This is a genomic window from Mesorhizobium sp. WSM3868 (genome assembly GCF_002294785.1).
Classification (GTDB): Bacteria; Pseudomonadota; Alphaproteobacteria; order Rhizobiales; family Rhizobiaceae; genus Mesorhizobium.
Map to the genome: position 1 here is coordinate 202,883 of NZ_NSGB01000007.1, position 20,501 is coordinate 223,383.

The 20,501-nt window shown below is 64.4% G+C and carries 25 protein-coding genes; 13 read left to right on the top strand and 12 right to left on the bottom strand.

Annotated elements, in window-relative coordinates:
* Nucleotides 1-42 precede the first annotated feature (42 nt).
* Nucleotides 43-1,035: a substrate-binding domain-containing protein gene (locus CK221_RS14130; RefSeq protein WP_095778205.1), complete on the top strand. Its 993-nt coding sequence runs from the start codon at nt 43-45 to the stop codon at nt 1,033-1,035.
* Nucleotides 1,036-1,102: 67 nt separating this feature from the next.
* Here the strand turns inward: CK221_RS14130 and CK221_RS14135 are convergent, their stop codons facing one another.
* From CK221_RS14135 to CK221_RS14145, 3 genes are read right to left on the bottom strand one after another with little or no spacing between them, the layout of a single operon-like run.
* Nucleotides 1,103-2,200 (bottom strand): substrate-binding domain-containing protein, encoded by a 1,098-nt coding sequence (locus CK221_RS14135; RefSeq protein ID WP_095778143.1) that lies wholly within the window; start codon nt 2,198-2,200, stop codon nt 1,103-1,105.
* A gap of 13 nt (nt 2,201-2,213) precedes the next feature.
* Nucleotides 2,214-3,296: an ABC transporter permease gene (locus CK221_RS14140; RefSeq protein ID WP_095778144.1), complete on the bottom strand. Its 1,083-nt coding sequence runs from the start codon at nt 3,294-3,296 to the stop codon at nt 2,214-2,216.
* Nucleotides 3,297-3,305: 9 nt separating this feature from the next.
* Entirely contained in the window at nt 3,306-4,802 is a 1,497-nt protein-coding gene (locus tag CK221_RS14145; protein WP_095778206.1) for a sugar ABC transporter ATP-binding protein, read from the bottom strand.
* Nucleotides 4,803-4,932: 130 nt separating this feature from the next.
* Between CK221_RS14145 and CK221_RS14150 the strand changes: the two genes are divergently transcribed.
* Entirely contained in the window at nt 4,933-5,856 is a 924-nt protein-coding gene (locus CK221_RS14150; RefSeq protein WP_095778145.1) for an SMP-30/gluconolactonase/LRE family protein, read from the top strand.
* Between the two features lie 37 nt (nt 5,857-5,893).
* On the opposite strand, the gene CK221_RS14155 is transcribed toward CK221_RS14150, so the two are convergent.
* Complete coding sequence (locus CK221_RS14155; protein ID WP_095778146.1) at nt 5,894-6,811, bottom strand: polyprenyl synthetase family protein; 918 nt, start codon at nt 6,809-6,811, stop codon at nt 5,894-5,896.
* 129 nt (nt 6,812-6,940) lie between these two features.
* Between CK221_RS14155 and CK221_RS14160 the strand changes: the two genes are divergently transcribed.
* The 3 genes from CK221_RS14160 to CK221_RS14170 all read left to right on the top strand — a co-directional run bounded on the left by CK221_RS14160 (nt 6,941) and on the right by CK221_RS14170 (nt 8,646).
* Nucleotides 6,941-7,648 carry a transglycosylase domain-containing protein gene (locus tag CK221_RS14160; protein WP_095778207.1) on the top strand — a complete coding sequence of 236 codons (708 nt, stop codon included), beginning with the start codon at nt 6,941-6,943 and terminating at the stop codon, nt 7,646-7,648.
* Nucleotides 7,649-7,801: 153 nt separating this feature from the next.
* The gene (gene rpmF / locus CK221_RS14165) at nt 7,802-7,984 is read left to right on the top strand and encodes a 50S ribosomal protein L32 (protein ID WP_006203806.1); all 183 of its coding nucleotides are present in this window, start codon (nt 7,802-7,804) and stop codon (nt 7,982-7,984) included.
* A gap of 260 nt (nt 7,985-8,244) precedes the next feature.
* On the top strand, nt 8,245-8,646 hold the full coding sequence (locus CK221_RS14170; RefSeq protein WP_067002007.1) for a hypothetical protein: 402 nt from the start codon (nt 8,245-8,247) through the stop codon (nt 8,644-8,646).
* 34 nt (nt 8,647-8,680) lie between these two features.
* Here the strand turns inward: CK221_RS14170 and CK221_RS14175 are convergent, their stop codons facing one another.
* Complete coding sequence (locus CK221_RS14175; protein ID WP_067002010.1) at nt 8,681-9,202, bottom strand: helix-turn-helix domain-containing protein; 522 nt, start codon at nt 9,200-9,202, stop codon at nt 8,681-8,683.
* 97 nt (nt 9,203-9,299) lie between these two features.
* Here CK221_RS14175 and CK221_RS14180 point away from each other — a divergent pair, with 97 nt between their 5' ends.
* The 4 genes from CK221_RS14180 (at nt 9,300) to CK221_RS14195 (ending at nt 11,690) form a co-directional block, all read left to right on the top strand.
* On the top strand, nt 9,300-10,124 hold the full coding sequence (locus tag CK221_RS14180; RefSeq protein ID WP_067002013.1) for an alpha/beta hydrolase: 825 nt from the start codon (nt 9,300-9,302) through the stop codon (nt 10,122-10,124).
* A 91-nt stretch (nt 10,125-10,215) separates the two neighbouring features.
* A complete protein-coding gene (locus tag CK221_RS14185) occupies nt 10,216-10,872 on the top strand; it encodes a glutathione S-transferase family protein (protein ID WP_067002016.1) in 657 nt (218 codons plus the stop codon).
* Nucleotides 10,873-10,878: 6 nt separating this feature from the next.
* Complete coding sequence (locus CK221_RS14190) at nt 10,879-11,214, top strand: metalloregulator ArsR/SmtB family transcription factor (RefSeq protein WP_067002018.1); 336 nt, start codon at nt 10,879-10,881, stop codon at nt 11,212-11,214.
* Nucleotides 11,215-11,225: 11 nt separating this feature from the next.
* Entirely contained in the window at nt 11,226-11,690 is a 465-nt protein-coding gene (locus CK221_RS14195) for an SRPBCC family protein (protein ID WP_067002021.1), read from the top strand.
* A gap of 24 nt (nt 11,691-11,714) precedes the next feature.
* On the opposite strand, the gene CK221_RS14200 is transcribed toward CK221_RS14195, so the two are convergent.
* The 3 genes from CK221_RS14200 to CK221_RS14210 all read right to left on the bottom strand — a co-directional run bounded on the left by CK221_RS14200 (nt 11,715) and on the right by CK221_RS14210 (nt 13,566).
* Nucleotides 11,715-11,990 carry a metalloregulator ArsR/SmtB family transcription factor gene (locus CK221_RS14200; protein ID WP_067002023.1) on the bottom strand — a complete coding sequence of 92 codons (276 nt, stop codon included), beginning with the start codon at nt 11,988-11,990 and terminating at the stop codon, nt 11,715-11,717.
* A 31-nt stretch (nt 11,991-12,021) separates the two neighbouring features.
* Nucleotides 12,022-13,269 (bottom strand): MFS transporter, encoded by a 1,248-nt coding sequence (locus tag CK221_RS14205; RefSeq protein WP_067002026.1) that lies wholly within the window; start codon nt 13,267-13,269, stop codon nt 12,022-12,024.
* A gap of 102 nt (nt 13,270-13,371) precedes the next feature.
* Entirely contained in the window at nt 13,372-13,566 is a 195-nt protein-coding gene (locus CK221_RS14210; protein ID WP_067002029.1) for a DUF1192 domain-containing protein, read from the bottom strand.
* Between the two features lie 109 nt (nt 13,567-13,675).
* Between CK221_RS14210 and CK221_RS14215 the strand changes: the two genes are divergently transcribed.
* The 3 genes from CK221_RS14215 to CK221_RS14225 all read left to right on the top strand — a co-directional run bounded on the left by CK221_RS14215 (nt 13,676) and on the right by CK221_RS14225 (nt 16,070).
* Nucleotides 13,676-14,686 (top strand): NAD(P)H-quinone oxidoreductase, encoded by a 1,011-nt coding sequence (locus CK221_RS14215; protein WP_095778208.1) that lies wholly within the window; start codon nt 13,676-13,678, stop codon nt 14,684-14,686.
* 287 nt (nt 14,687-14,973) lie between these two features.
* Nucleotides 14,974-15,114 (top strand): DUF1127 domain-containing protein, encoded by a 141-nt coding sequence (locus tag CK221_RS14220; RefSeq protein ID WP_095778147.1) that lies wholly within the window; start codon nt 14,974-14,976, stop codon nt 15,112-15,114.
* A gap of 254 nt (nt 15,115-15,368) precedes the next feature.
* On the top strand, nt 15,369-16,070 hold the full coding sequence (locus CK221_RS14225; protein WP_095778148.1) for a DUF1013 domain-containing protein: 702 nt from the start codon (nt 15,369-15,371) through the stop codon (nt 16,068-16,070).
* A gap of 65 nt (nt 16,071-16,135) precedes the next feature.
* Here the strand turns inward: CK221_RS14225 and CK221_RS14230 are convergent, their stop codons facing one another.
* Both CK221_RS14230 and CK221_RS14235 read right to left on the bottom strand, forming a co-directional pair.
* Complete coding sequence (locus tag CK221_RS14230; protein ID WP_059189944.1) at nt 16,136-16,855, bottom strand: YafY family protein; 720 nt, start codon at nt 16,853-16,855, stop codon at nt 16,136-16,138.
* 222 nt (nt 16,856-17,077) lie between these two features.
* Nucleotides 17,078-17,242, bottom strand: coding sequence for a hypothetical protein (locus CK221_RS14235; RefSeq protein WP_082953649.1), 165 nt, complete (start codon nt 17,240-17,242; stop codon nt 17,078-17,080).
* Nucleotides 17,243-17,426: 184 nt separating this feature from the next.
* On the opposite strand from CK221_RS14235, the gene CK221_RS14240 reads away from it, so the two are divergent.
* A complete protein-coding gene (locus CK221_RS14240) occupies nt 17,427-17,606 on the top strand; it encodes a hypothetical protein (RefSeq protein WP_179295120.1) in 180 nt (59 codons plus the stop codon).
* A 516-nt stretch (nt 17,607-18,122) separates the two neighbouring features.
* On the opposite strand, the gene CK221_RS14250 is transcribed toward CK221_RS14240, so the two are convergent.
* Nucleotides 18,123-19,148, bottom strand: coding sequence for a class I fructose-bisphosphate aldolase (locus tag CK221_RS14250; RefSeq protein ID WP_095778149.1), 1,026 nt, complete (start codon nt 19,146-19,148; stop codon nt 18,123-18,125).
* Between the two features lie 125 nt (nt 19,149-19,273).
* Nucleotides 19,274-20,470 (bottom strand): phosphoglycerate kinase, encoded by a 1,197-nt coding sequence (locus tag CK221_RS14255; RefSeq protein WP_095778150.1) that lies wholly within the window; start codon nt 20,468-20,470, stop codon nt 19,274-19,276.
* Nucleotides 20,471-20,501 lie beyond the last annotated feature (31 nt).

Below are 20,501 nucleotides of genomic sequence, written 5' to 3' on the forward strand. Positions count from 1 at the left end.
CGATAACGTACGGCCATGCAATCTTCGCCCAAAAGGCCGACCATGGCCGATGTAGCGCATCGCGCCAACGTCTCGACGATGACCGTCTCGCGCGCTTTCAAGCGCGACGCTTCGGTCAGCGCCGATACGCGCGACCGCATCCTCAAGGCGGCTGAAGAGCTCGGCTATGTCTTCGACAGCATCGCCGCCAATCTGTCGTCGCGGCGCTCCGGCTTCTTGGCCGCGACGATCCCCTCGATCAACAACGCCAATTTCGCCGACACGGTGCGCGGCATGACCGAGGGCCTGCGTGACAGCGGGCTGGAGATCCTGCTCGGCTTCACCGACTATAATGTCGAGGAGGAGGAACGCCTGGTCGGGCAATTGCTGCAGCGTCGCCCGGAGGCGATCATCGTCACCGGCGGCCGGCACACGTCGCGCTGCCGCAAGTTGCTGGCCAATGCCGGCGTTCCGGTCGTGGAGACCTGGGATTTGCCGGCCGAGCCCATCGGCCACGTCGTCGGCTTTTCCAATGCCGATGCCGGGCGGCTGATGGTCGATCATTTCGTTCAGCGCGGCTATTCGAGGCTGGGCTTTATCGGCGGCGACACCTCGCGGGACACCCGTGGTCTGGACCGCCGACGCGGCTTCGTCGCGGCGCTGGAGGACCGCGGCCTCGACGCTTCGCGCGTGATTGCCTCCGGCGTGCCGCCGATCTCGATGCGCGAGGGCGCGACCGCCATGGTCGAGATGATCTCGCGCTGGCCGGACACACAGGCGGTGATGTGCGTGTCCGACCTCTCCGCCTTCGGCGCCCTGATGGAATGCGTTCGACGCGGCATCCGCGTGCCGGACGACGTGGCGATTGCCGGCTTCGGCGCCTATGATCTCGCCGAGCAGTCGGTGCCTTCGATCACCACGATCGACGTCGGCGCGCATGAGATCGGCATCCGCGTCGCCGAGCTGGTGCTCGACCTGCTCAACGGGCGGCGAGCGCTCGACGATCGCGTCGTGGTCGGCATGACGCCCAAGGTTGTTGTGCGACACACGGCCTGAAGCGTCGGAAAAAACGAACGGCCGGCGGGATGATCGCCGACCGCTCGCTGATCGTTCTGGATGGCGTCTATTTGCCCCAGATCTTCTTGTATTGGTCGCGGTAGCCGTTGCCCGGGTCGAAACGGTTGTCCGGGCCGCCGTCGAACTCGACATTGTCGGAAGTCACCACATGCAGCGGCGAGATGTAACCCGACCATTTCTCGCCGGCCATGGCGCGGTTGAGCTCGTCAACAAGCTGCCAGCCCTGCAGGTTCAGCGGCTCGGCCACCGTCACCTTCTGGAACTGGCCGGAGCGGATGCGCTGGTAGGCCGATTCCGAACCGTCGCCCGCCGCGACGTTGATCGGCGCATCGGTGCCGGACTTGCCGGCCGCCGCGAGCGACGGCCCCATAAAGTCGAAATAGAGGTCGTTGATCGCCAGCGAATGGGTCCATTGATCGCCGTATTTCTGCAGCAGCGAGGTGGTGAGCTGCGGCATGCGCTGCGAGGTCTCGGCGATCGGCGTGTCGACATATTCGAGCACCTTCCCGCCGAGATCCTCGATCTCCTTCTTCATCCGGTCCGCCTTGGCGATAGCGATCTGGTAGGTGGAATCGGTGAAGATGATGACGCCGGGCTTGCCCTTGGCGTCGACAAAGGCCCAGTCGGCCGCCGACTTCGAAACTTGCATTGGATCGGTCGAGACGTTGGCGACGATGCCGAGATCGTCGATCGGGCCGACGGTCGGCGCGGCGTGCCAGGCCACCATCGGGATCTTGGCCGCCTTGGCCTGCTCCATCGCCGGCTTCTGCTCGACGGCGTCGAAGCCGTTGATGATGATGCCATCGGGATTGAGCGCCAGCGCCTGGCCGAAGGCAGCGGTGCGGCCGCCGATGGAGCCGGCGCCGTCAAGCGTCTTGACCGTCCACCCCAGGGCGGCAGCGGCTTCCTCGACACCCTTGGTGACGCCGAGGATGCCGCCGTTCTTCATGTCGGCGCCGAGCACGACGATGGTCTTGCCGGCAGCCCCTTTCGGTCCCGTGGTCGGTCCGTCCCACTTCTCGACCTTGCTGGCATATTTATCCACCACCGCTTTGGCGTCGGCCATCGGGTCGGCCAGCGCCGGCGAGGCGATGCCAAGCGCCAGGCAGGCAATTCCGAGCTGTAGGACTGTTCTGCGCTGCATATCGTTTCTCCCATTAAACATTGTCGGTTGTATTTGTTGATTGGCTGGTGGCTGGTCGGCTGGTGGGCGCGGATGCCGGCACCACCGCGCCGCGGCGCCGCTGCGCGTAGCCGGCAATGCCGATCGCGACGAGCAGGGTGACGCCGTTGAACAACGGCTCTACCCAGAACGACCCGCCGAACTGCTGGATGCCGGAAATGCCTACGGCGAGGATAACGACGCCGACGATCGTGCCCCAGACATTGACGCGGCCCGGCTTGATGGTGGTCGATCCGAGGAATGCGCCGACCAGGGCCGGCAGCAGGTATTCGAGGCCAACACTGGCCTGGCCGATCCTGAGCTTCGAGGCCAGCAGCACGCCGCCCAAGGCGGTGAGCGCGCCGGAGGCGACGAAGGCCCCCATGACGAATTTCTGCACCGGAATGCCGTTGAGCGCGGCCGCCTTCGGATTGGCGCCGATGGCGTAGAGGTAGCGGCCAAGCGGCATATATTCGAGCACCAGCCACATCACCAGCGCCAGCACGACCACGTAGTAGCCGGTGATCGGCAGGCCGAACAGCATGGTGCCGTTGAGGGAAAGGAAACCGTCGGGAAGCACGCCGACGACCTGGCGGCCGCCCGTGTACCACATTGCCAAAGCGTAGAGCACCGTGCCGGTGCCGAGTGTGGCGATGAAGGAATCGATGCGCGCCACCTCGACCAGCAGGCCGTTGATGAAGCCGGTGAGCACGCCGAGCAGGATGACGATGAGCACCGCGAGCGGCCAGGGCACGCCGAATGCGGTTTGCAGGCTGATGGCAAGGATGTGCCAGAGCACGATGCCGTAGCCGACGGTGAGGTCGATGCGGCCCGAAGCCATCGGAATCATCGCCGCCAGCGACAAGAGCGCGATGATCGCCTTGTCGGAAACGATCGAGCGCAAATTGAGCAGCGTCGGGAACGTCCGCGGCAGGAGCAGCGAGAAGAGCAGGATCAGGAGCAGCGTCAGGATCGGCAGGCCGTAGACCGGCAGATAGCGCGCCGCCTTCTGGCCGTAGCTCAGTCCGGCGAGCTCCGAACGGGTCGGCTCCAGCGCCGTCGATTTGATCGAGTTCATGGATCCTCCTCAGGCGGCTTCGGACACGGAAGCGGCGCTGATGAGCGCCGCCGTCGTCAAGGCATCGCCGGCGAGCTCGCGCACGATGCGATTGTGCGAGAAGACGAGCGCGCGGTGACAGATGTGGGCGACTTCCTCGAAATCGGTGGAGACGACGATCACTGCCAGCCCGGCTTCGACCGCGGCGGCGATCAGCCGATAGATCTCGGCCTTGGCGCCGACATCGACGCCCGCCGTCGGATCCTCGGCGATCAGAAGCTTACGGCCCGTCGCCAGCCAGCGGCCGACGACCACCTTCTGCTGGTTGCCGCCGGAGAGCGCCTCGATCGGCAGGTGCGGGTCATTGGGCCGCAGTCCCAGCCGTGCGCCGAGCTCCCGCGTCAGCTCGCTTTCCCGGGCCGGCTTCATGAAGGAGAAGAGCCCGCGGCCGACGGCCGAGGGGTTGAGATACATGTTCTCGCGCACCGAGAGCGACAGCGCCACGGATTCCTCGGTGCGGTCGCGCGCAATCAGTCCGACGCCGGCGGCAAGAGCGGCGCCGACCGAGGACAGGTCGAGGCGCTTGCCGTCGAGCCAGGCCAAGCCGTCGAAAGCTTCGGCCCCAAACAGCGCGCGGCCGACGGCTTCCTGCCCGGCGCCCCGCAGACCGACCAGGCCAAGCAACTCGCCGGACCGTGCCTCGAAGCGAACCGGACCGACACTGCCGCAACTGAGGTTTTCCACCCTGAGCCGCTCCGGCCCGTCCTGCCAATGCGACTTGGCAAACATCTGGTGCGCCGGCCGGCCGACGATGAGATCGACCAGTTCCTGCGGCGTGGTCTCGGCCACCGGCTTGACGGCGACCATGCGGCCGTCGCGCATGACGGCGACGCGGTCGGCGATGCGGAACACCTCGTCCAGCCGGTGCGAGACATAGATCATGCCGACGCCGCGCTCGCGCAGCGGCCGCAGCGCCTCGAACAGGCGCTCGACCTCGTCCGCCGGCAGGCTCGCCGTCGGCTCGTCGAGAACCAAGACGTCGGCCTCGGTGGCCAAAGCCCGGGCAATCGCCACCAGAGACTTTTCGGTGCGCGAGAGGTCCTGCACTCGCGTCGCCGGATCGAAGGCACAGCCGACCAGCGCCAGCGCGCGCTCGGCGCGGCGCTCGGTGTCTTGCCAGTCGATCAGGCTGATGCGGCGCGAAAAGCCCTGCGCCATGCCGACATTCTCGGCCACGGTCATCCATTCGATCAAGCCGAGGTCCTGATGGATAAAGGCGACCTTCTGCGGCTGATTGGGGCGGGGCGGGCGATGGTGATAATCCTCGCCGCGAAAGCGGATCGTGCCCTGGTCGCGCTTGTGGATGCCGGCGAGCGTCTTGATCAGCGTGGATTTGCCGGCGCCGTTCTCGCCGAGCAGCGCGACGATCTCGCCCTCATGGATGTCGAGCGAGACCGACTTCAGCGCCAGGGTGCCGCCGAAGCGCTTGGAGATGTCGATGAATTCGATGAGCCTGGGCCGCATTATTTGGCCTCCTCCCAAGCCAAGCAAATGACTGAATTGCGACCGATGTTATCGCTAACATTTATGCAGGTCAAGTCTTGAAAATGGATCAACGCGCCGGCTATCGATGAGGCGGTTTTCGCGGAGAAGTACCATGTTCGGAGACATTGAAGGCGCTGGGTTCGAAGTTCTCGACGAGCGGTTCGAGCGGTGTTTCGTCGGTCACGTTGCGGTCGAGCGGCTGTGGACCGGCGGGCGCTGGCTCGAGGGCCCGGCGTGGTTCGCCGCCGGCCGGTATCTTCTTTTCTCCGACATCCCGAATGACCGCATCATGCGCTACGACGACACCAGCGGAACGGTCTCGGTCTTCCGCTCGCCGTCAAACAACGCCAACGGCAACACTGTCGATACGCAGGGGCGGCTGGTCACCTGCGAGCATCAAGCGCGGCGCGTCACCCGCACCGAGCATGACGGCTCGATCACGGTGATCGCCGACCGCTTCGAAGGCAGGCGCTTGAACTCGCCCAACGATGTGGTGGTGCGCTCGGATGGCACGGTGTGGTTTTCCGACCCGCCCTACGGCATCGCCACCGACTACGAGGGCGACCGCGCCGAGCAAGAGATCGAGGGATGTCATGTCTATCGCGCCGATCCTGGAACCGGTGAGATAACGCGAGTTGTCTCGACGATGGCAAAACCCAACGGCCTCGCCTTCTCCCCGGACGAGACGATCCTCTATGTCGGCGACACAGGCGTCACGCATCAGAAGGACGGGCCAAGGCACATCCGCAAGTTCGCTGTCGAAGGCAACAATCTGCGCGAACTCGGCGTTTTCACCACCTGCACGGCCGGTCTGTTCGACGGGTTCAGGGTGGACACGACCGGCCGCGTCTGGGCAGGGGCCGGCGACGGCGTCCATTGCTTCGATCCAGACGGCACGCTGATCGGCAAGATCCGCATCCCGGAGACGGTAGCCAACCTGACTTTCGGCGGTCCCAAGCGCAATCGCTTGTTCATCACGGCGCGGCAGTCGCTTTACGCGGCTTTCGTGGTGGCGAACGCGGCGGGGCGGGGGTGAAAGCCGCGACCTGAGGTCCGCGGCGTCGGCTGCGGTCTCAGCTGCTCCGCGTGGCGACAAACGTTGCCGCCGCCTTCAGCAAATCCGCCTGCTCGCCATAGGGCTCCAGCAGCGCATGCGCCTGGTCGATGAGGCCCTGAAGCTGCTCGCGCGCCCAGTCGGCGCCGTGCAGCGCGGCAAGTGTCGCCTTGCCGGCGGCGGCGTCCTTCTTGGTCGCCTTGCCCATCTGCTTTGCGTCGGCGGTGAGGTCGAGCAGGTCGTCGGCAAGCTGGAAGGCAAGACCGATCGCCGAGCCGAACTCCGCCAGCCTTTCACGGTCGACGGCGGATGCCCCGGCGACGATGGCGCCTGCCTCGCAGGCGAAACGGATCAGCGCGCCTGTCTTCATCGCCTGCAGACGGATGATGCCGGCCTCGTCCGGCCGCTTGCGCTCGGCCTCGAGGTCGAGCGTCTGGCCGCCGACCATGCCGCCGGCTCCGGCGGCGCGGGCGAGCGCCAGCACCAGCGCCGCCCGTCGCTCGGCCGGCAACGCGGTCGCCTCGTCGGCGATGATGTCGAAGGCCAAAGTCAAGAGCGCGTCTCCGGCAAGGATCGCGGTTGCCTCGTCGAAAGCTTTGTGCACCGTCGGCTGGCCGCGGCGCAGATCGTCGTCGTCCATGGCAGGAAGATCGTCATGGATCAGCGAATAGCAATGCACGCATTCGAGCGCGGCGGCGACGCGCAGCGCCGCCTCGTCATTTGCCGAAAACAGCGCCGCGCTTTCCACCACCAGAAAAGGTCGGAGCCGCTTGCCGCCGTTGAGCACGCCATGGCGCATCGCCGCCATCAGGCGTTCCGGCCGTGCGATCTCGCCGGAGAGCAGAGGCGCATCGAAGACCTGCCGCAGCAGGACCTCGACTGCTGCGGCGCGCGTAAAAAGCGCGGATTCGAAGGCCACCTGGTCGTCTTTCAACATGGCCGGGACCGGTAGCCGACACTCAGACGTTGCGCAAGCAGCTTCGCGCCATTATGCCGAAGTAGCGGGTGGCACGGGTGGGGCGGCTTGACGGAACCGATCGTCGAACATGAAAGCGAAGGGCTGGACATGGCACGGCCGCGGCGCCTGAACCGCGCCGGTCTCAAGCGCCTTGGCCGGCGCTGCCTGGTCGCGGCGATCGTGCTGGCCGCGATGCCGGTCGCGCTCACCTTTCTCTATCTGCCGCCCTTTGTGCATCCGGTTTCGACGCTGATGCTGAAGGATCTTGTCACCTTCTCCGGCTACGACCGGCGCTGGGTATCGATCGACGATGTGGCCCCGGTGCTCATGCATTCGGTGATCATGTCGGAAGACGGCCAGTTCTGCTTCCATCGCGGCGTCGACCTCGGCGAATTGCGCGGCGTGGTCGACGATGCGCTTGCCGGCGAGGCGACGCGCGGCGCCTCCACCATCACCATGCAGACGGTGAAGAACCTGTTTTTGTGGTCGCGGCCGCTGGGCAGCGTGCGCAAGGTGGTCGAGTTGCCACTGGCCGTCTATTTCGATGCGGTGATGTCGAAGCGCCGCATCATGGAGATCTATCTCAACATCGCGGAATGGGGGCCAGGCCTATACGGCATCGAGGCGGCCGCGCAGCATCATTTCGGCGTCTCGGCCAGGCAATTGTCGCGCCGGCAGGCAGCGCTGCTTGCCGTCAGCCTGCCCAACCCGATCGCGCGCAATCCGGCCAGGCCAGGCCCGGGGTTGAGGCGTCTCGCCAATCTGATCGAGCGGCGCGCCGGGCGTTCGGGCGCCTATGTCGGTTGCCTCGATTAAGGCGAAGCGGCGCCGGCTCAAAAAAATTCGCGCCAGTGCTGGCCAAAACGGCGCAAGGCGTGTATAGGCACCCGACTTTCTCAGATTATGGCCTCGATGCGGCCCTTTCGCGAGGGTTGCCGGGGCATTTTGACCATGTAGTGGAGCATATCCATGGCCGTTCCAAAAAGAAAAACCTCTCCGTCGAAGCGCGGCATGCGCCGCTCGGCCGACGCCCTCAAGGCCCCGACCTATGTCGAGGACAAGAATTCCGGCGAAATGCGCCGGCCGCACCACATCGACCTGAAGACCGGCATGTATCGCGGCCGCCAGGTGCTGGAGCCGAAGGAAAGCTGAGAAGCTTGCACGGGAAAGCTGAGAAGCTTCCATGGTTGTGACGTTTTCAGAGGACCGGCCGCTGGCCGGTCTTTTTGATTCTGGCGACCGGATGAAGGTCCTCGCGCTGGCTGGGCACGAGCCGCCGAAAAGGCAGCGGAAAAACGGCTGACATCGTTATTTCATTAGGATTTAGAGCGTGTTCGGCGCCATCGCCGAAAAGCCTTGACGGCGTGCCCGCCGCGCCTTTTACAAAAGGGTGCCTCATTGGAGACGCCCAGATGTTCGGTGCCATCCCGCTGCTGATCGTGCCCTTCGTCCTCTACAACCTCGGACTGCTCGGCCTGTTCGGCGGCGGCGACGATCCGTGGACGATCGAAATGTTCTCGTTCCGGATGATGTCAGGCGGCGTCTTCTCGATTACGCTCGGCGACCTGATGGTGCTAATCGGGCTGATCTTCCTCTTCGTCGAGATATCGAAATCGGTGCGCACCACCAATGCGTCGATCCTCGATCATCTGTTGTCGACGCTGGTCTTCATCGCCTTCCTGGTCGAGTTCCTGCTGGTGAAGGGCGCCGCGCATTCGGTGTTCTTCACGTTGATGATCATCGCGCTGTTCGATGTGCTGGCCGGCTTCTCCGTGTCGATGCGGTCGGCAAGCCGGGATATCAACTTAAACTAGGATTGCACCCGGCGACCCGCGGTCCAAAACGCCGTCAACCCGCGGCGGCGGCCCGGGGCTTACGGGCGACAACCGCCTCATAGGCGGTCTGCAACTGCCGGCGCACGGTCGGCGTGCCGGGCGGCGTCTTCACCGGCGCTCCAAGATGTTCGTGGCGCAATTCGTCCATGAACCGATCCCACAACGGCGGGCCGCCTTTTTCGAGCAGTTCGGCTCGGATCGACAGCTCCTCGCTGACCGGCAGCCAGACGCGGCCCCAGGCGCCGAGATGCGCCATGATCGGCACAAGGGTGATTGCCATCTCGGTCAGGCTGTAGATCGCCTTCTGCTTGTGGCTGGGATCGTCCGCCTTGGTCAGGAGGCCGAGCTCCATCAGCCGCTTCAGGCGATCGGCCAGGATGTTGGAGGCAATGCCTTCGATCGAGCCGTTGAGCAATTCCCGAAAATGACGCCTGCCGCCGAAGATAATGTCGCGCAGGATGATCAGGCTCCAGCGGTCGCCGAAAACTTCCAGCGACAGATTGATCGGGCAGCCGGAGCGGTGCTCGGTGTTCATGCCAGTCTCCAAAAAACCGGTTGCACTATGATATCAGCCTGCTTATCGTGCAACTGATTGCAATATGCAAGCAGATTGAGAGATAGAGGAGGGAAGGATGACCGTCTTGCCTCGCCCTGAGATCCATTCGGAAAGCTTCGGCGACCCGGCCGACCCGGCGATCCTTCTGATCATGGGCGCCATGGCCTCGATGCTCTGGTGGCCGGAAGCCTTTTGCCGGGCGCTTGCCGAGCGCGGCCGTTTCGTCATCCGCTACGACAATCGCGACACTGGTCTCTCGACCAAGTACACGCCGGGCGCGCCGCCTTACGGGTTCGAGGACATGGTCGATGATGCCGTCCGTGTGCTCGACGATCACAATATCGCCAAGGCGCAGGTCGTCGGCATGTCGATGGGCGGCATGATCGCGCAGATCGTAGCGCTGAAATATCCCGAACGGGTCAGCGCGCTCACCGTGATCTCCAACTCACCGCTCGGTGTCGATACGTCCGGTTTGCCGGGGACGAGCGAGGCCTACCGAGAGCATTCCGCCGAAGGTGCCGATGTCGATTGGTCGAATCGGCAACAGGTCATCGACTTCATGGTCAGGGACGCTCGCGCAATCGCCAGCACCCTGCATTCGTTCGACAGCGAACGGACTCGCGCGATGATCGAGGAGGACTACGATCGGTCCGGCGGTCTCGCCAGCGCCACCAACCACTTCCTGCTGAAGAGCAGCGGCCCGGAGCGGCGAATAAGGGATTTGACCGTGCCGCTGCTCGTCATCCACGGCACTACCGATCCGCTCTTCCCGATCGAGCACGGCGAGGCGCTCGCCGGCGCGGTTGCCGGCGGCAGGCTGGTGCGGATCGAAGGCGGCGGCCACGAACTGCACCGCAACGATTGGCCGCAAATCCTCGAAGCCATCGCCGCATTTGGCTAGCCCGGCGGGATTAGGATTGACACCAGCGGTCTGCGAAAATAGTTAAGTGATCACTTCAGTATTGCCTCGATCTCCGCCGACAGGAGAAAAAATGTCCCTGACGCTGTATTTCCATCCGCTCGCGTCCTTCTGCTGGAAGCCGCTGATCGCGTTCTACGAAAACAACACGCGGTTTGCGCCTCAGATCGTCGATCTCGGCGATGCGCAGTCACGCGCGGCTTTCCTGAAGGTTTCGCCGACGGGCAAGATGCCGGCCCTGCGCGATGACGCGCGGGGCCGCACGGTGCTGGAATCGACCATCGTAATCGAATATCTCACCGCCTATTATCCCGGGCCGGTCGAGCTCATTCCCGCCGACGTCGACCTCGCCATCAAGGTGCGCCAGGCAGACCGCTTCTACGACTTCTACGTGCAGGAGCCGATGCAGAAGATCGTCGGCGACCGGCTGCGGCCGCAAGACAAGACCGATCCGTTCGGAGTCGAGCAGGCGCGCGAGCAGCTGCGCAATTCCTACGCCATCATCGAACGGGAGATGCAGTCAAAAACGTGGTCAGTCGGCGACCACTTCACTTTGGCCGACTGCGCCGCCTCGCCTGCGCTGTTTTACGCCAACAAGGTCGAGCCGTTCGGCGACAAATTCCCCGCCGTGAAGCGCTATCACGACCGTCTGCTCGAACGGCCGAGCTTCGCCCGCGTGATCGAGGAGGCGCAGCCCTATTTCAAGTTCTTCCCCTACAACAATGGCTAGGCCTCGATGCTGCACGATCCCGCCCAGCTCGATCTGATGTTCCAGGCGCTTGCCGATCCCGCCCGGCGCCAGATGGTGGAACGTCTGTCGCGCGGACCGGCATCGGTCAGTCAGCTCGCCGAGCCGCTGGCGATGTCGCTGTCGGCCGTCGTCCAGCATCTCGCCGTTCTCGAGACGAGCGGGTTGGTGAGCACCGAGAAGCTTGGCCGGGTGCGAACCTGCCGGATCGAGCCAAACGCATTGCGGGCAGCCGAGCATTGGATCAACGAGCGGCGACTGGCCTGGGAACGCCGGCTCGACCGGCTCGGCGATTTTCTCACGGACATCAACGACCAAACCTGAAGGGGTCCGTCATGACCGAACGATCCGTCGTCCATTCCACCTTCGTCATCGAACGGCTCTATCCGGCGTCGCCCGAAAGGGTCTATTTCGCGCTCAGCGATCCGGCGGCCAAGAAGCGCTGGTTTTTTGATCCCGACAACCCGATGCCGAGCCGGCATGAAATGGACTTTCGCATCGGCGGCAAGGAGGTGAATGCCGGCTGCCCGAGCGACGGGCAGACGCATTTCTTCAACGCCGTCTACCAGGACATCGTGCCGAACAAACGCATCGTCTACAGCTATGAGCTGCTGTTCGGCGAAACCCGAGTCTCGGTTTCGCTGGCGACGATCGAGCTCATCGCGGAAGGCAAGGGAACGCGACTGATCCTTACGGAGCAAGGGGCCTTCTTCGACGGCATCGACTCGCCGGCCACGCGCGAGCATGGCACCGGCGAACTGCTCGACGCGCTTGGCGCGGCGCTGCAGGCAGCGAACTGAGGGCCTCTGGCTGGTGGCCAGCGGTCACTCTCCAGGGGAGAGTTCCCAGAACTGATCCAGCCAGACATTCAGCCTGAGGAAGCCGGCGGTGCTGACGGCGTAGACGCGTCTGGTGCCCTCGGCCCTGGCATTGACCAGACCGGCGTCGAGCAGGACTTTCAGATGCTGGGAAACGGCCGGGCGCGAAACCGGCAAACCGGCGGCCAACTCATTCACCGTCTTGGGACCGCGCCGGAGCTCTTCCAAGAGATAGCGCCGGTTGGGATCGGCTATCGCCACGAAAGCGTCGGAAAACATCATGCCTCATTTGTGGGGCAAAGTTCCCCAAATCTCAACCATCGGTTTCAACCTTTGTGCGCGGGTCGAGCCGCAAGGCTTCCGGCGTGACGGCGCGGTCTGCCGGCTGCGTCTTGAAGGCATCGCGGTTCTCGATCGGAACCGGCGCGCGGGCGCGGATGCGGAGCAGGGTGTAACCGGCAAGGCAGAGATGCGCGAGCGCGGTCGCAAGGAAGAGCGCTTCGGGGCGCAGCCAGCCCATCAAAGCGGCGGCCAGCAGCGGTCCGATCATGGTGCCGAAGCCATAGAGCAACAGCAGGCCGCCGGAAACCTTGACGAAATCCTCCGCCCGCGCGTGGTCGTTGGCATGCGCGACGGCGATCGAATAGAGCGTGTAGGCGAAGGCGCCGTAGGCGGCCGTCAGCAAGATGACGAAAACGCCCGAACGCGGCTCGACCAGAAAGACCAGCACGGCAAACAGTGCCGCGCCGAAGGCTGCGCCCGCCAGCACGAAACGGCGGTCCGTGGTGTCGGATAGCCGGCCCGCGGGGAGCTGCATGGCCGCGCCGGCGATGACCACCAGGCTCATCATCAGCGCGATCTCGGCGGTAGAGATGCCGATGCGGGCGCCATAGACGGCGCCGAGCGTGCCCCAGGCACCATTGGCTATGCCGATCAGGAGGCAGGCAACCGCCGACACCGGCGAATTGGCGTAGAGGCCTTTGACGTCGAGCTTGACATCCTGCAGCGGCTTCGGATGCGACTGGGTCGATACCGCAGTCGGAAGGAGCGACAGGCAGAACAGGATGCCGGTGATCATGAACAGCGAGGCCGATTTCACATCGCCGCCGGCGACGATCATCTGGCCGCCCATGATCGAAGCATAGGTCACCATCATATAGAGGCCGAAGACGGTGCCGCGATTCTCGTTGGTGGCCTTCTCATTGAGCCAGCTTTCGATGACCATGAAGGCGCCGGCCATGGTGAAGCCGGTGAAGGCGCGCAGCAGGATCCAGAAATACTCGTCGATGATGAGGCCGGTGAGGAGCGCAATGATTGCGCCGGAGGCGGCGAAGGCGCCGAACGCCCTGACATGGCCAGCACGGCGCACCAGCCGCGGCGCGAAGAAACAGCCAGTGACGAAGCCGCCGGCCCATGCCGTGCCCATCAGGCCGAGCGAGGCGGTCGAGAACCCCTCAAGCTGGCCGCGCAGCGGCAAAAGCAGGCCATGCAGGCCGGAGGCCGCCAGCAGGAACGCGGTGCCGCGCAGCAGCGAGAGGATCGGTCGGTAGGTTGCGAACATAGGCTGATCCGGCTGGTAATTTCGAAGCGCAGGTCTGTTTGAGGGTGCAGCTCTGGCAGTCGCTTTCAGGCTTTTCCGGGGCGGCTGGCCATGCAGCCAGGATTATCCGCGGCGAAACAGTGCCTCGGCGGCGGATTTGGTGGCGCCCCTGGCGGCCCGCTCAGCTTCCAGCCTCGCGATCTCTTCGCGCAGCAGGTCAATGCGCTCGGACAAATCATCGACAGACAGCAGCGACAGATCCTGTCCGATCTCGTGTGGGCGGGGCTTCTTCCTGGGTTCGTCGTCGAAGATCGCCATCGTCGCTTCTCCCTGATTTCACCATTTGCCTGATTTGGTAATGAGCATACATAGGGCAGGGATGCCGATGCAAACAGCCGGCCAGCGGCATGAGGAAACGGGACAATTCATGGCAAGCGGACAGCATATTCCGGCAAAGATGACGGCGATCGCAATCTCGCAGCCTGGCGGTCCCAGGGTGCTGAAGCCGGAGACGCGCGACGTGCCCACGCCCGGCCCCGGCGAGGTCCTCATCCGCGTGCACGCGGCCGGCGTGAACAGGCCCGACGTGCAGCAGCGCAAAGGCGCCTATCCGCCGCCGCCCGGCGCCTCGGACCTGCCCGGGCTCGAGGCGGCCGGTGAGATCGCGGCGCTCGGTGACGAGATATCGCGCTGGCGCACCGGCGACCGGGTCTGCGCGCTGACGCCGGGCGGCGGCTATGCCGAATATGTCAAGGTCCACGCCGGCAGCGTGCTGCCGATCCCGGCGGGCTTTACCTATTCCGAGGCCGCGGCCGTGCCGGAGAACTACTTCACCGTCTGGCACAACGTGTTCGAGCGCGGCGGGCTGAAGAAAGGCGAGACGGTGCTTGTCCATGGCGGCTCGTCCGGCATCGGCACGACGGCCATACAGCTCGCCTCGGCATTTGGTGCCTATGTCATCACCACCGCCGGCAGCAAGGAGAAGTGCGAGGCCTGTCTTAGGCTCGGCGCCGACCGGGCGATCAATTATCGCCAGCAGGACTTCGTTGCCGAGGTCAAGGACGCAACCGGCGGCCGGGGCGCCGACGTCATCCTCGACATGGTGGGCGGCGACTATGTGGCGCGCAACTACGATGCGGCGGCGGTCGAAGGACGCATCGTCCAGATCGCCGTACAGGCCGGTGCGGTCGCCAGCACCGACTTCGCAAAGCTCATGGTCAAACGCCTTGTCCATACCGGCTCGACGCTTCGGCCGCGCACTGTCGAATTCAAGGCAGCCATCGCGGCGGCGCTCGAGGCTCAGGTCTGGCCGCTGCTCGGCACCCGCAAGGTCGCTCCGGTCATGGACATGATCTTCCCGCTGACGGAGGCCTGGCGGGCGCATGAGCGGATGGAGGAGGGCGAGCATATCGGCAAGATCGTCCTCGACGTCGGCTAGGATGCGCCCGATATAGGTGAGGCCGGCCTGCAAGCAATTTGTGTCCTGCGCTTCCGCTGCTCACGTACTTTAAGCTCCGGTTTGCGGACCAACCGTTTTGGGCTTGGCCTGACCTGAATCCTCGACGCATCCTGGGCGCTCGGATCCCTGGCGAGAGACTGAACAAAGGCCTAATGCTGCAATGCACAAAATGCATTGCCGCCATGCAAAAGAGTCCGTTCAATTCGTAGGCAAGGGTGCCTATTTACGCGGCATCGAACAACTGATCCCATGAATGGAGGACTGAAATGAACCCGATCCGCGCTTTCCGCAACTGGCGCCTCTACAATGAGACCGTGCGTGAGCTGAACAAGCTGAACGCCCGCCAGCTGAACGACCTCGGCATCAACCGCGCCGATATCGAGCGTATCGCCCGCCAGGCTCTTTGATTTGAAGCGCGACCGGCCGCAAGGCCGGGCCGCAGTCTCGAAGCCAGAGCCGTCGCAGACGCTTGCTCGTCTCCGGTTCCGAACCCGCTGGACTCCGTCCAGCGGGTTTTGTCTTTTTGGGTCCCGGCTGCTCCCTTCCCAAAAACATTGCGAAATCGTGACGGAGCGTTTATACAGGCCGCGAATTTCCCATTTTGGTGGCTCTAAAACCACCGCCCGCGCGGGAACGCGGGCGAACGAGAAGGATTTTTGATATGGCCAATACGCTGCTGATGCCCAAGGCCACCGCCGTCTGGCTGGTCGACAACACCGCGCTCTCCTTCGAGCAGATCGCGCAGTTCTGCGGGCTGCATCCGCTGGAGGTCAAGGCGATCGCGGACGGCGAGTCGGCGCAGGGCATCAAGGGCATGGACCCGATCATGACCGGCCAGCTCACCCGCGACGAGATCGCGCGCGGCGAGAAGGATCCGAACCGTCGGCTGAAACTCTCGGACCCCAAGGTGCGGGTGCCGGAATCGAAGCGCAAGGGCCCGCGCTACACGCCGCTGTCGAAGCGCCAGGACCGGCCGAACGCCATCCTCTGGCTGGTACGCAATCATCCCGAGCTCAAGGACGCGCAGATCGCGCGGCTGGTCGGCACGACCAAGTCGACGATCGAGCAGATTCGGGAGCGCCGGCATTGGAACTCGGCCAATCTGCAGCCGATGGATCCGGTGACGCTGGGCCTGACCTCGCAGATCGACCTCGACATGGAAGTCAACCGCGCCTCGCGAGGCCGCGAGCAGGCACAGCCGGTCGCCGGCGACACGCTGCTGCCGGCGGCGCTGACCGAAAGGCTGACGCCGGCTCCGGAGAAGCCGAAGGACGAGGATCAGGAGCTCGACGCCAATGCCGTGTTCGCCAAGCTTTCGGCGCTGAAGTCGAAGGACAAGAAAGAAGACGGGGAAGAGGAGTAAGGTCTCCCAGCCCGACAAAAAAGCCCGCTTCGCGCGGGCTTTTTTGTCGGCGGTGCCTGGGGAGGTCAGGTCCGCGCCGCTCGGTCGGGCGCCATGCCGTAATCCTCGCTGCGTTCCACGGCGCGATAGAAGTCGGCGAGCTGCTTGCCGCGCTCCGGCTTGTAGATACGCCCGGCAATCACCACCGAAGCGATGCGGTCGATGCGGAAGGCGCGAAAATCGTCGCGCATCTCGCACCAGGCCACCAGGGTCCAGACCTTGCCCCAGAACCAGAGGCCCAGCGGCCGAATGTCGCGCGCCGTGCCGCGCCCGGCTTCGTCCGAGTAGTCGATGGTGAGCACCTGTCGCTTCTCGATGGCGCGCTCGATGAGGTCGATCGCCTCGCGCGCGGCATCGCTCACCACCCACATCGGCGTGTGGATCTCGGTGCGGGCGATGCGGTCCTTTTCCGTGTCGGGCAGCACCGCACCGATCTTGACCAGCGCCTCGTCGGCGGCCCTTGCCATCGCCGCGCCGCCAAAGGCGCGCACCATGCGGGCGCCGGCAACCAGCGCCACGATCTCGTCACGCGTGAACATCAGCGGCGGAAGGTCGAAACCCTCCCTCATCATGTAGCCGACACCCGCCTCGCCGTCGATCGGCACCCCGGTCGACTGCAAGTCGGCTATATCGCGGTAGATGGTCCGCTCGGACACCTCGAGCCACGTCCCGAGCTTCTGCGCGGTGACCAGTCTGCCTCCGCGCAGATGCTGCACGATCTGGAAAAGCCTGTCGGCGCGGCGCATCGTTTGACCCCTTGGCTTCGGTTCTACGCATGCCGCGGTCCCAAAACCGGTTCCCGCAGGTTCGAGGCTGCTTCAATAACGCAAGCCTCCTGACAACATAGTGTCAGGAGGCTGCAGCCACTCCACCACCGGACAACGGCGTCTTTCCTGAAACCCAGCGTTTCAACCGACATTACATCTGGGCGCGGCATGGCCGCTATCCAAGTCATGCGCCGAAAAATTTCAGTTCTCACGCACGCGGCCGTTATAAAGGTCCGGCCAACCGATGTCCTTGCGAATGTCCGCCGGCAAAGTGTTCAGGAAACGCTGGGTCCGGATCTCGTTCCGCACGGTGCGGATCTTGCCGACATAGTGCTGCACGCTACGCAGGATGGTAAAACCGTTCATGACCGAGCTCCTCTTTTTGACAAGAGGAGTATCTCACACCCCTGCTGACAGCAGTCTGTCAGCAGGGGTGTGAGGTAGCCGAAGCCGGCGCCAGAACGATCAGCGCGGTCCCAGGGCGCCCCTTTGTTTGTCAGGAGCGATGCGGTGGCGAAAGCGCCAAGAACCGCTTTGACAGCCGCCGAAGATGCTGGTCAAAGGCGGCATGACGAAACTGCTCGCCCTTGTCATCATCGGCATCATGCTCATCCAAATCGTCAAGCCGCTCGGCTGGCCGGGGCTGAAGCGCCGCAGCGATTTCTGGAAGCTGGCGCTGCTTGCAATGGCCGCAATCTCGCTGGCGGCCGTGCTTGGTCATTGGGCTTGAGGCACGTCGATATCAGGTGGGGACGGCCTGCGAAGGGCGGCGCTTCCGGCGAACGAGGCCAGTCACTCGCAGCAGTCTGAGCGGTCCCTGCCTTGACCTGGTATTCGTCGTGGAGCCGCACCCCAGTCGGTCAAGCCGTGAAAGAGGCCGGTCTCGTTGCGGCCCTTCGGCGTCAGGTCGAGCTAGTGACAGGCGCCGATCAGCCATCGCCGCCGCGGGCGCGCGAGATGAAGATGAGGAAGATGTCGCCGGTTTCGTCGCGCTGCATGGCCATCTCAAGTCCTTTCCTGGCACGGACGTTCGACATCGGCGCGACCCGACAGGGCCGTCGCTGTTTCCATGCCCAGCCAAGAGTGCGGCCGGCAGAAACAAAACCCGGGCCTTGGCCTGGCCGGGCCTTGGACCGGGTTTCAGCGCTTTAGGGAAAGCTCAAAGCGCGTCGACGCGCTTCAAGCCGTTGTTGATGCATGTCGTTGCCCCAGAACCGCTGCACACTTCTGGCGACATGCATTGCTATCAGGCGGCCTTTTCCAGCGCCGGCTGCCATTGTCCGAGCGCCGCCAGATGATTCATGTGGGCACGATGGATGAAGGCAGCCTGGCCGGCGGCGACGTTCGACGCCTTGCCGCTCCAGGCCTTCTGCGCGGCCGCCTGCAGGGCGCGGCCGTAGGAGAAGGAGAGCTTCCACGGATGCGGGCCGATGACATTGATGGCGTTAAGGTTGGCCGTCGCTTCCTCGTCGTCCTGGCCGCCCGACAGGAAGGCAATGCCGGGCACCGCCACAGGCACGGCTTCGCGAAACAGCTTGATCGTCTTCTGGGCGACCGCTTCGGGACTGTCCTTCTTGCCCGATTTCTTGCCGGAGATGACCATGTTCGGCTTGAGGATGGTGCCTTCGAGCACCACGCACGCGGCATAAAGCTCGCCATAGAGCTTCAGCAGGGTCGCCTTGCTCACCTCGTAGCAAGTGTCGATCGAGTGGGCGCCGTCCATCAGCACTTCCGGCTCGACGATCGGCACGATGCCTGCCTCCTGGCAGAGCGCGGCGTAGCGTGCCAGCGCATGCGCGTTGGAGGCGATCGAGGTGGCTGACGGCACGCCCTTGGCGGTGTCGATGTCGATCACCGCGCGCCATTTGGCGAACCGGGCGCCGAGTTTATAGTAGTCCGCCAGCCGCTCGCGCAGGCCATCGAGACCCTCGGTGATGGTATCGCCGGGAAAGCCGGCGAGAGGCTTGGCGCCGACATCGACCTTGATGCCCGGAATGGCGCCGGCGGCCTTGATGATGTCGACCAGCGGCGTGCCGTCGGCAGCCTTCTGGCGAATGGTCTCGTCATAGAGAATGACGCCGGAAATATACTTGGTCATCGCCTCCTTGGCGCGGAACATCATCTCGCGATAGTCGCGCCGATTGTCGGCGGTCGATTCGACGCCGATGACGTCGAAGCGCTTCTTGATGGTGCCGGAGCTCTCATCGGCGGCCAAAAGGCCCTTGCCATCCGCCACGATCGCGGCGGCAATGTCTTCGAGACGTTCGCTCATGGTGCTCTCCTAAGGTGCGTTTCATTCCGCGCTAGCAGAACACTACCGCCAAAGGAATGACGCCGAAAAGCTCGAATCGATTGAAACTCTCGATAGCTGCGTCCGCTCGGAAAGTCTTGAATGACTCAGCGCTTCAGCACCTCGACGCCTGGCAGAGGCTTGCCTTCCATCCATTCGAGGAAGGCGCCGCCCGCGGTGGAGACATAGGTGAAGTCGTCGGCGACGCCGGCATGGTTGAGAGCGGCTACCGTGTCGCCGCCGCCGGCGACCGAGACCAGCTTGCCTTCCTTTGTGCGGGCTGCCGCATGCTTTGCCGCAGCCACCGTGGCGCGGTCGAAGGGTTCGATCTCGAATGCACCGAGCGGGCCGTTCCAGACCAGCGTGGCAGCGCGGTCGATCCAATCGGTGACGCTCTTCACGGTTTTCTCGCCGACATCGAGGATCATGCCGTCTGCGGGCACGTCGGAGATGGCGACGGTTTGGCTGGCGGCACCCGCCTTGAATTCCTTCGCCACGACGCCGTCGGTGGGCAGAATGATGGCGCAGCCGGCTTCGGCCGCCTCGATCATGATCTGCTTGGCGGTGGAGGCCAGGTCATGCTCGCAGAGCGATTTGCCGACATCGGTGCCGCGCGCGGCGAGGAAGGTGTTGGCCATGCCGCCGCCGATGACCAGCGCGTCGACCTTCTTCACCAGGTTCATCAAAAGATCAATCTTGGTCGAGACCTTGGCGCCGCCGACAATGGCCACGACGGGCCGCGCCGGGTTGCCGAGACCCTTTTCCAGCGCGTCGAGCTCGGCCTGCATGGTGCGGCCGGCATAGGCCGGCAGGCGGTGCGCCAGGCCTTCGGTCGACGCATGCGCGCGGTGGGCGGCGGAAAAGGCATCGTTGACGTAGATGTCGCCATTGGCGGCGAGCTTGTCGGTGAAAGCCTGATCGTTCTTCTCCTCGGCCTTGTGGAAGCGGGTGTTTTCCAAAAGCAGGACGTCGCCATCCTTCATGGCGGCAACCGCGTCGGCGGCCTTGTCGCCGATGCAGTCGGAGGCGAAGCCGACCGGGCGGCCGAGCACTTCCGCCGTGGCGCGAGCGATCGGCTCCAGCGAGAATTCGGCCGACGGGCCGTCCTTCGGACGACCGAAATGCGCGAGCAGTATCACCCTGGCGCCTTTGCCGGAGAGCTCGGAAATGGTCGGCGCGATGCGCTCGATGCGGGTGGCGTCCGTCACCTTGCCGTCGGCGACGGGAACGTTGAGGTCGACGCGCACCAGGATGCGCTTGCCGCCGACGGCGCCGATATCGTCGAGTGTCTTGAAGCCGGCCATGGTCGTTCCTTTCCGCCAAAAACGCGGCGAC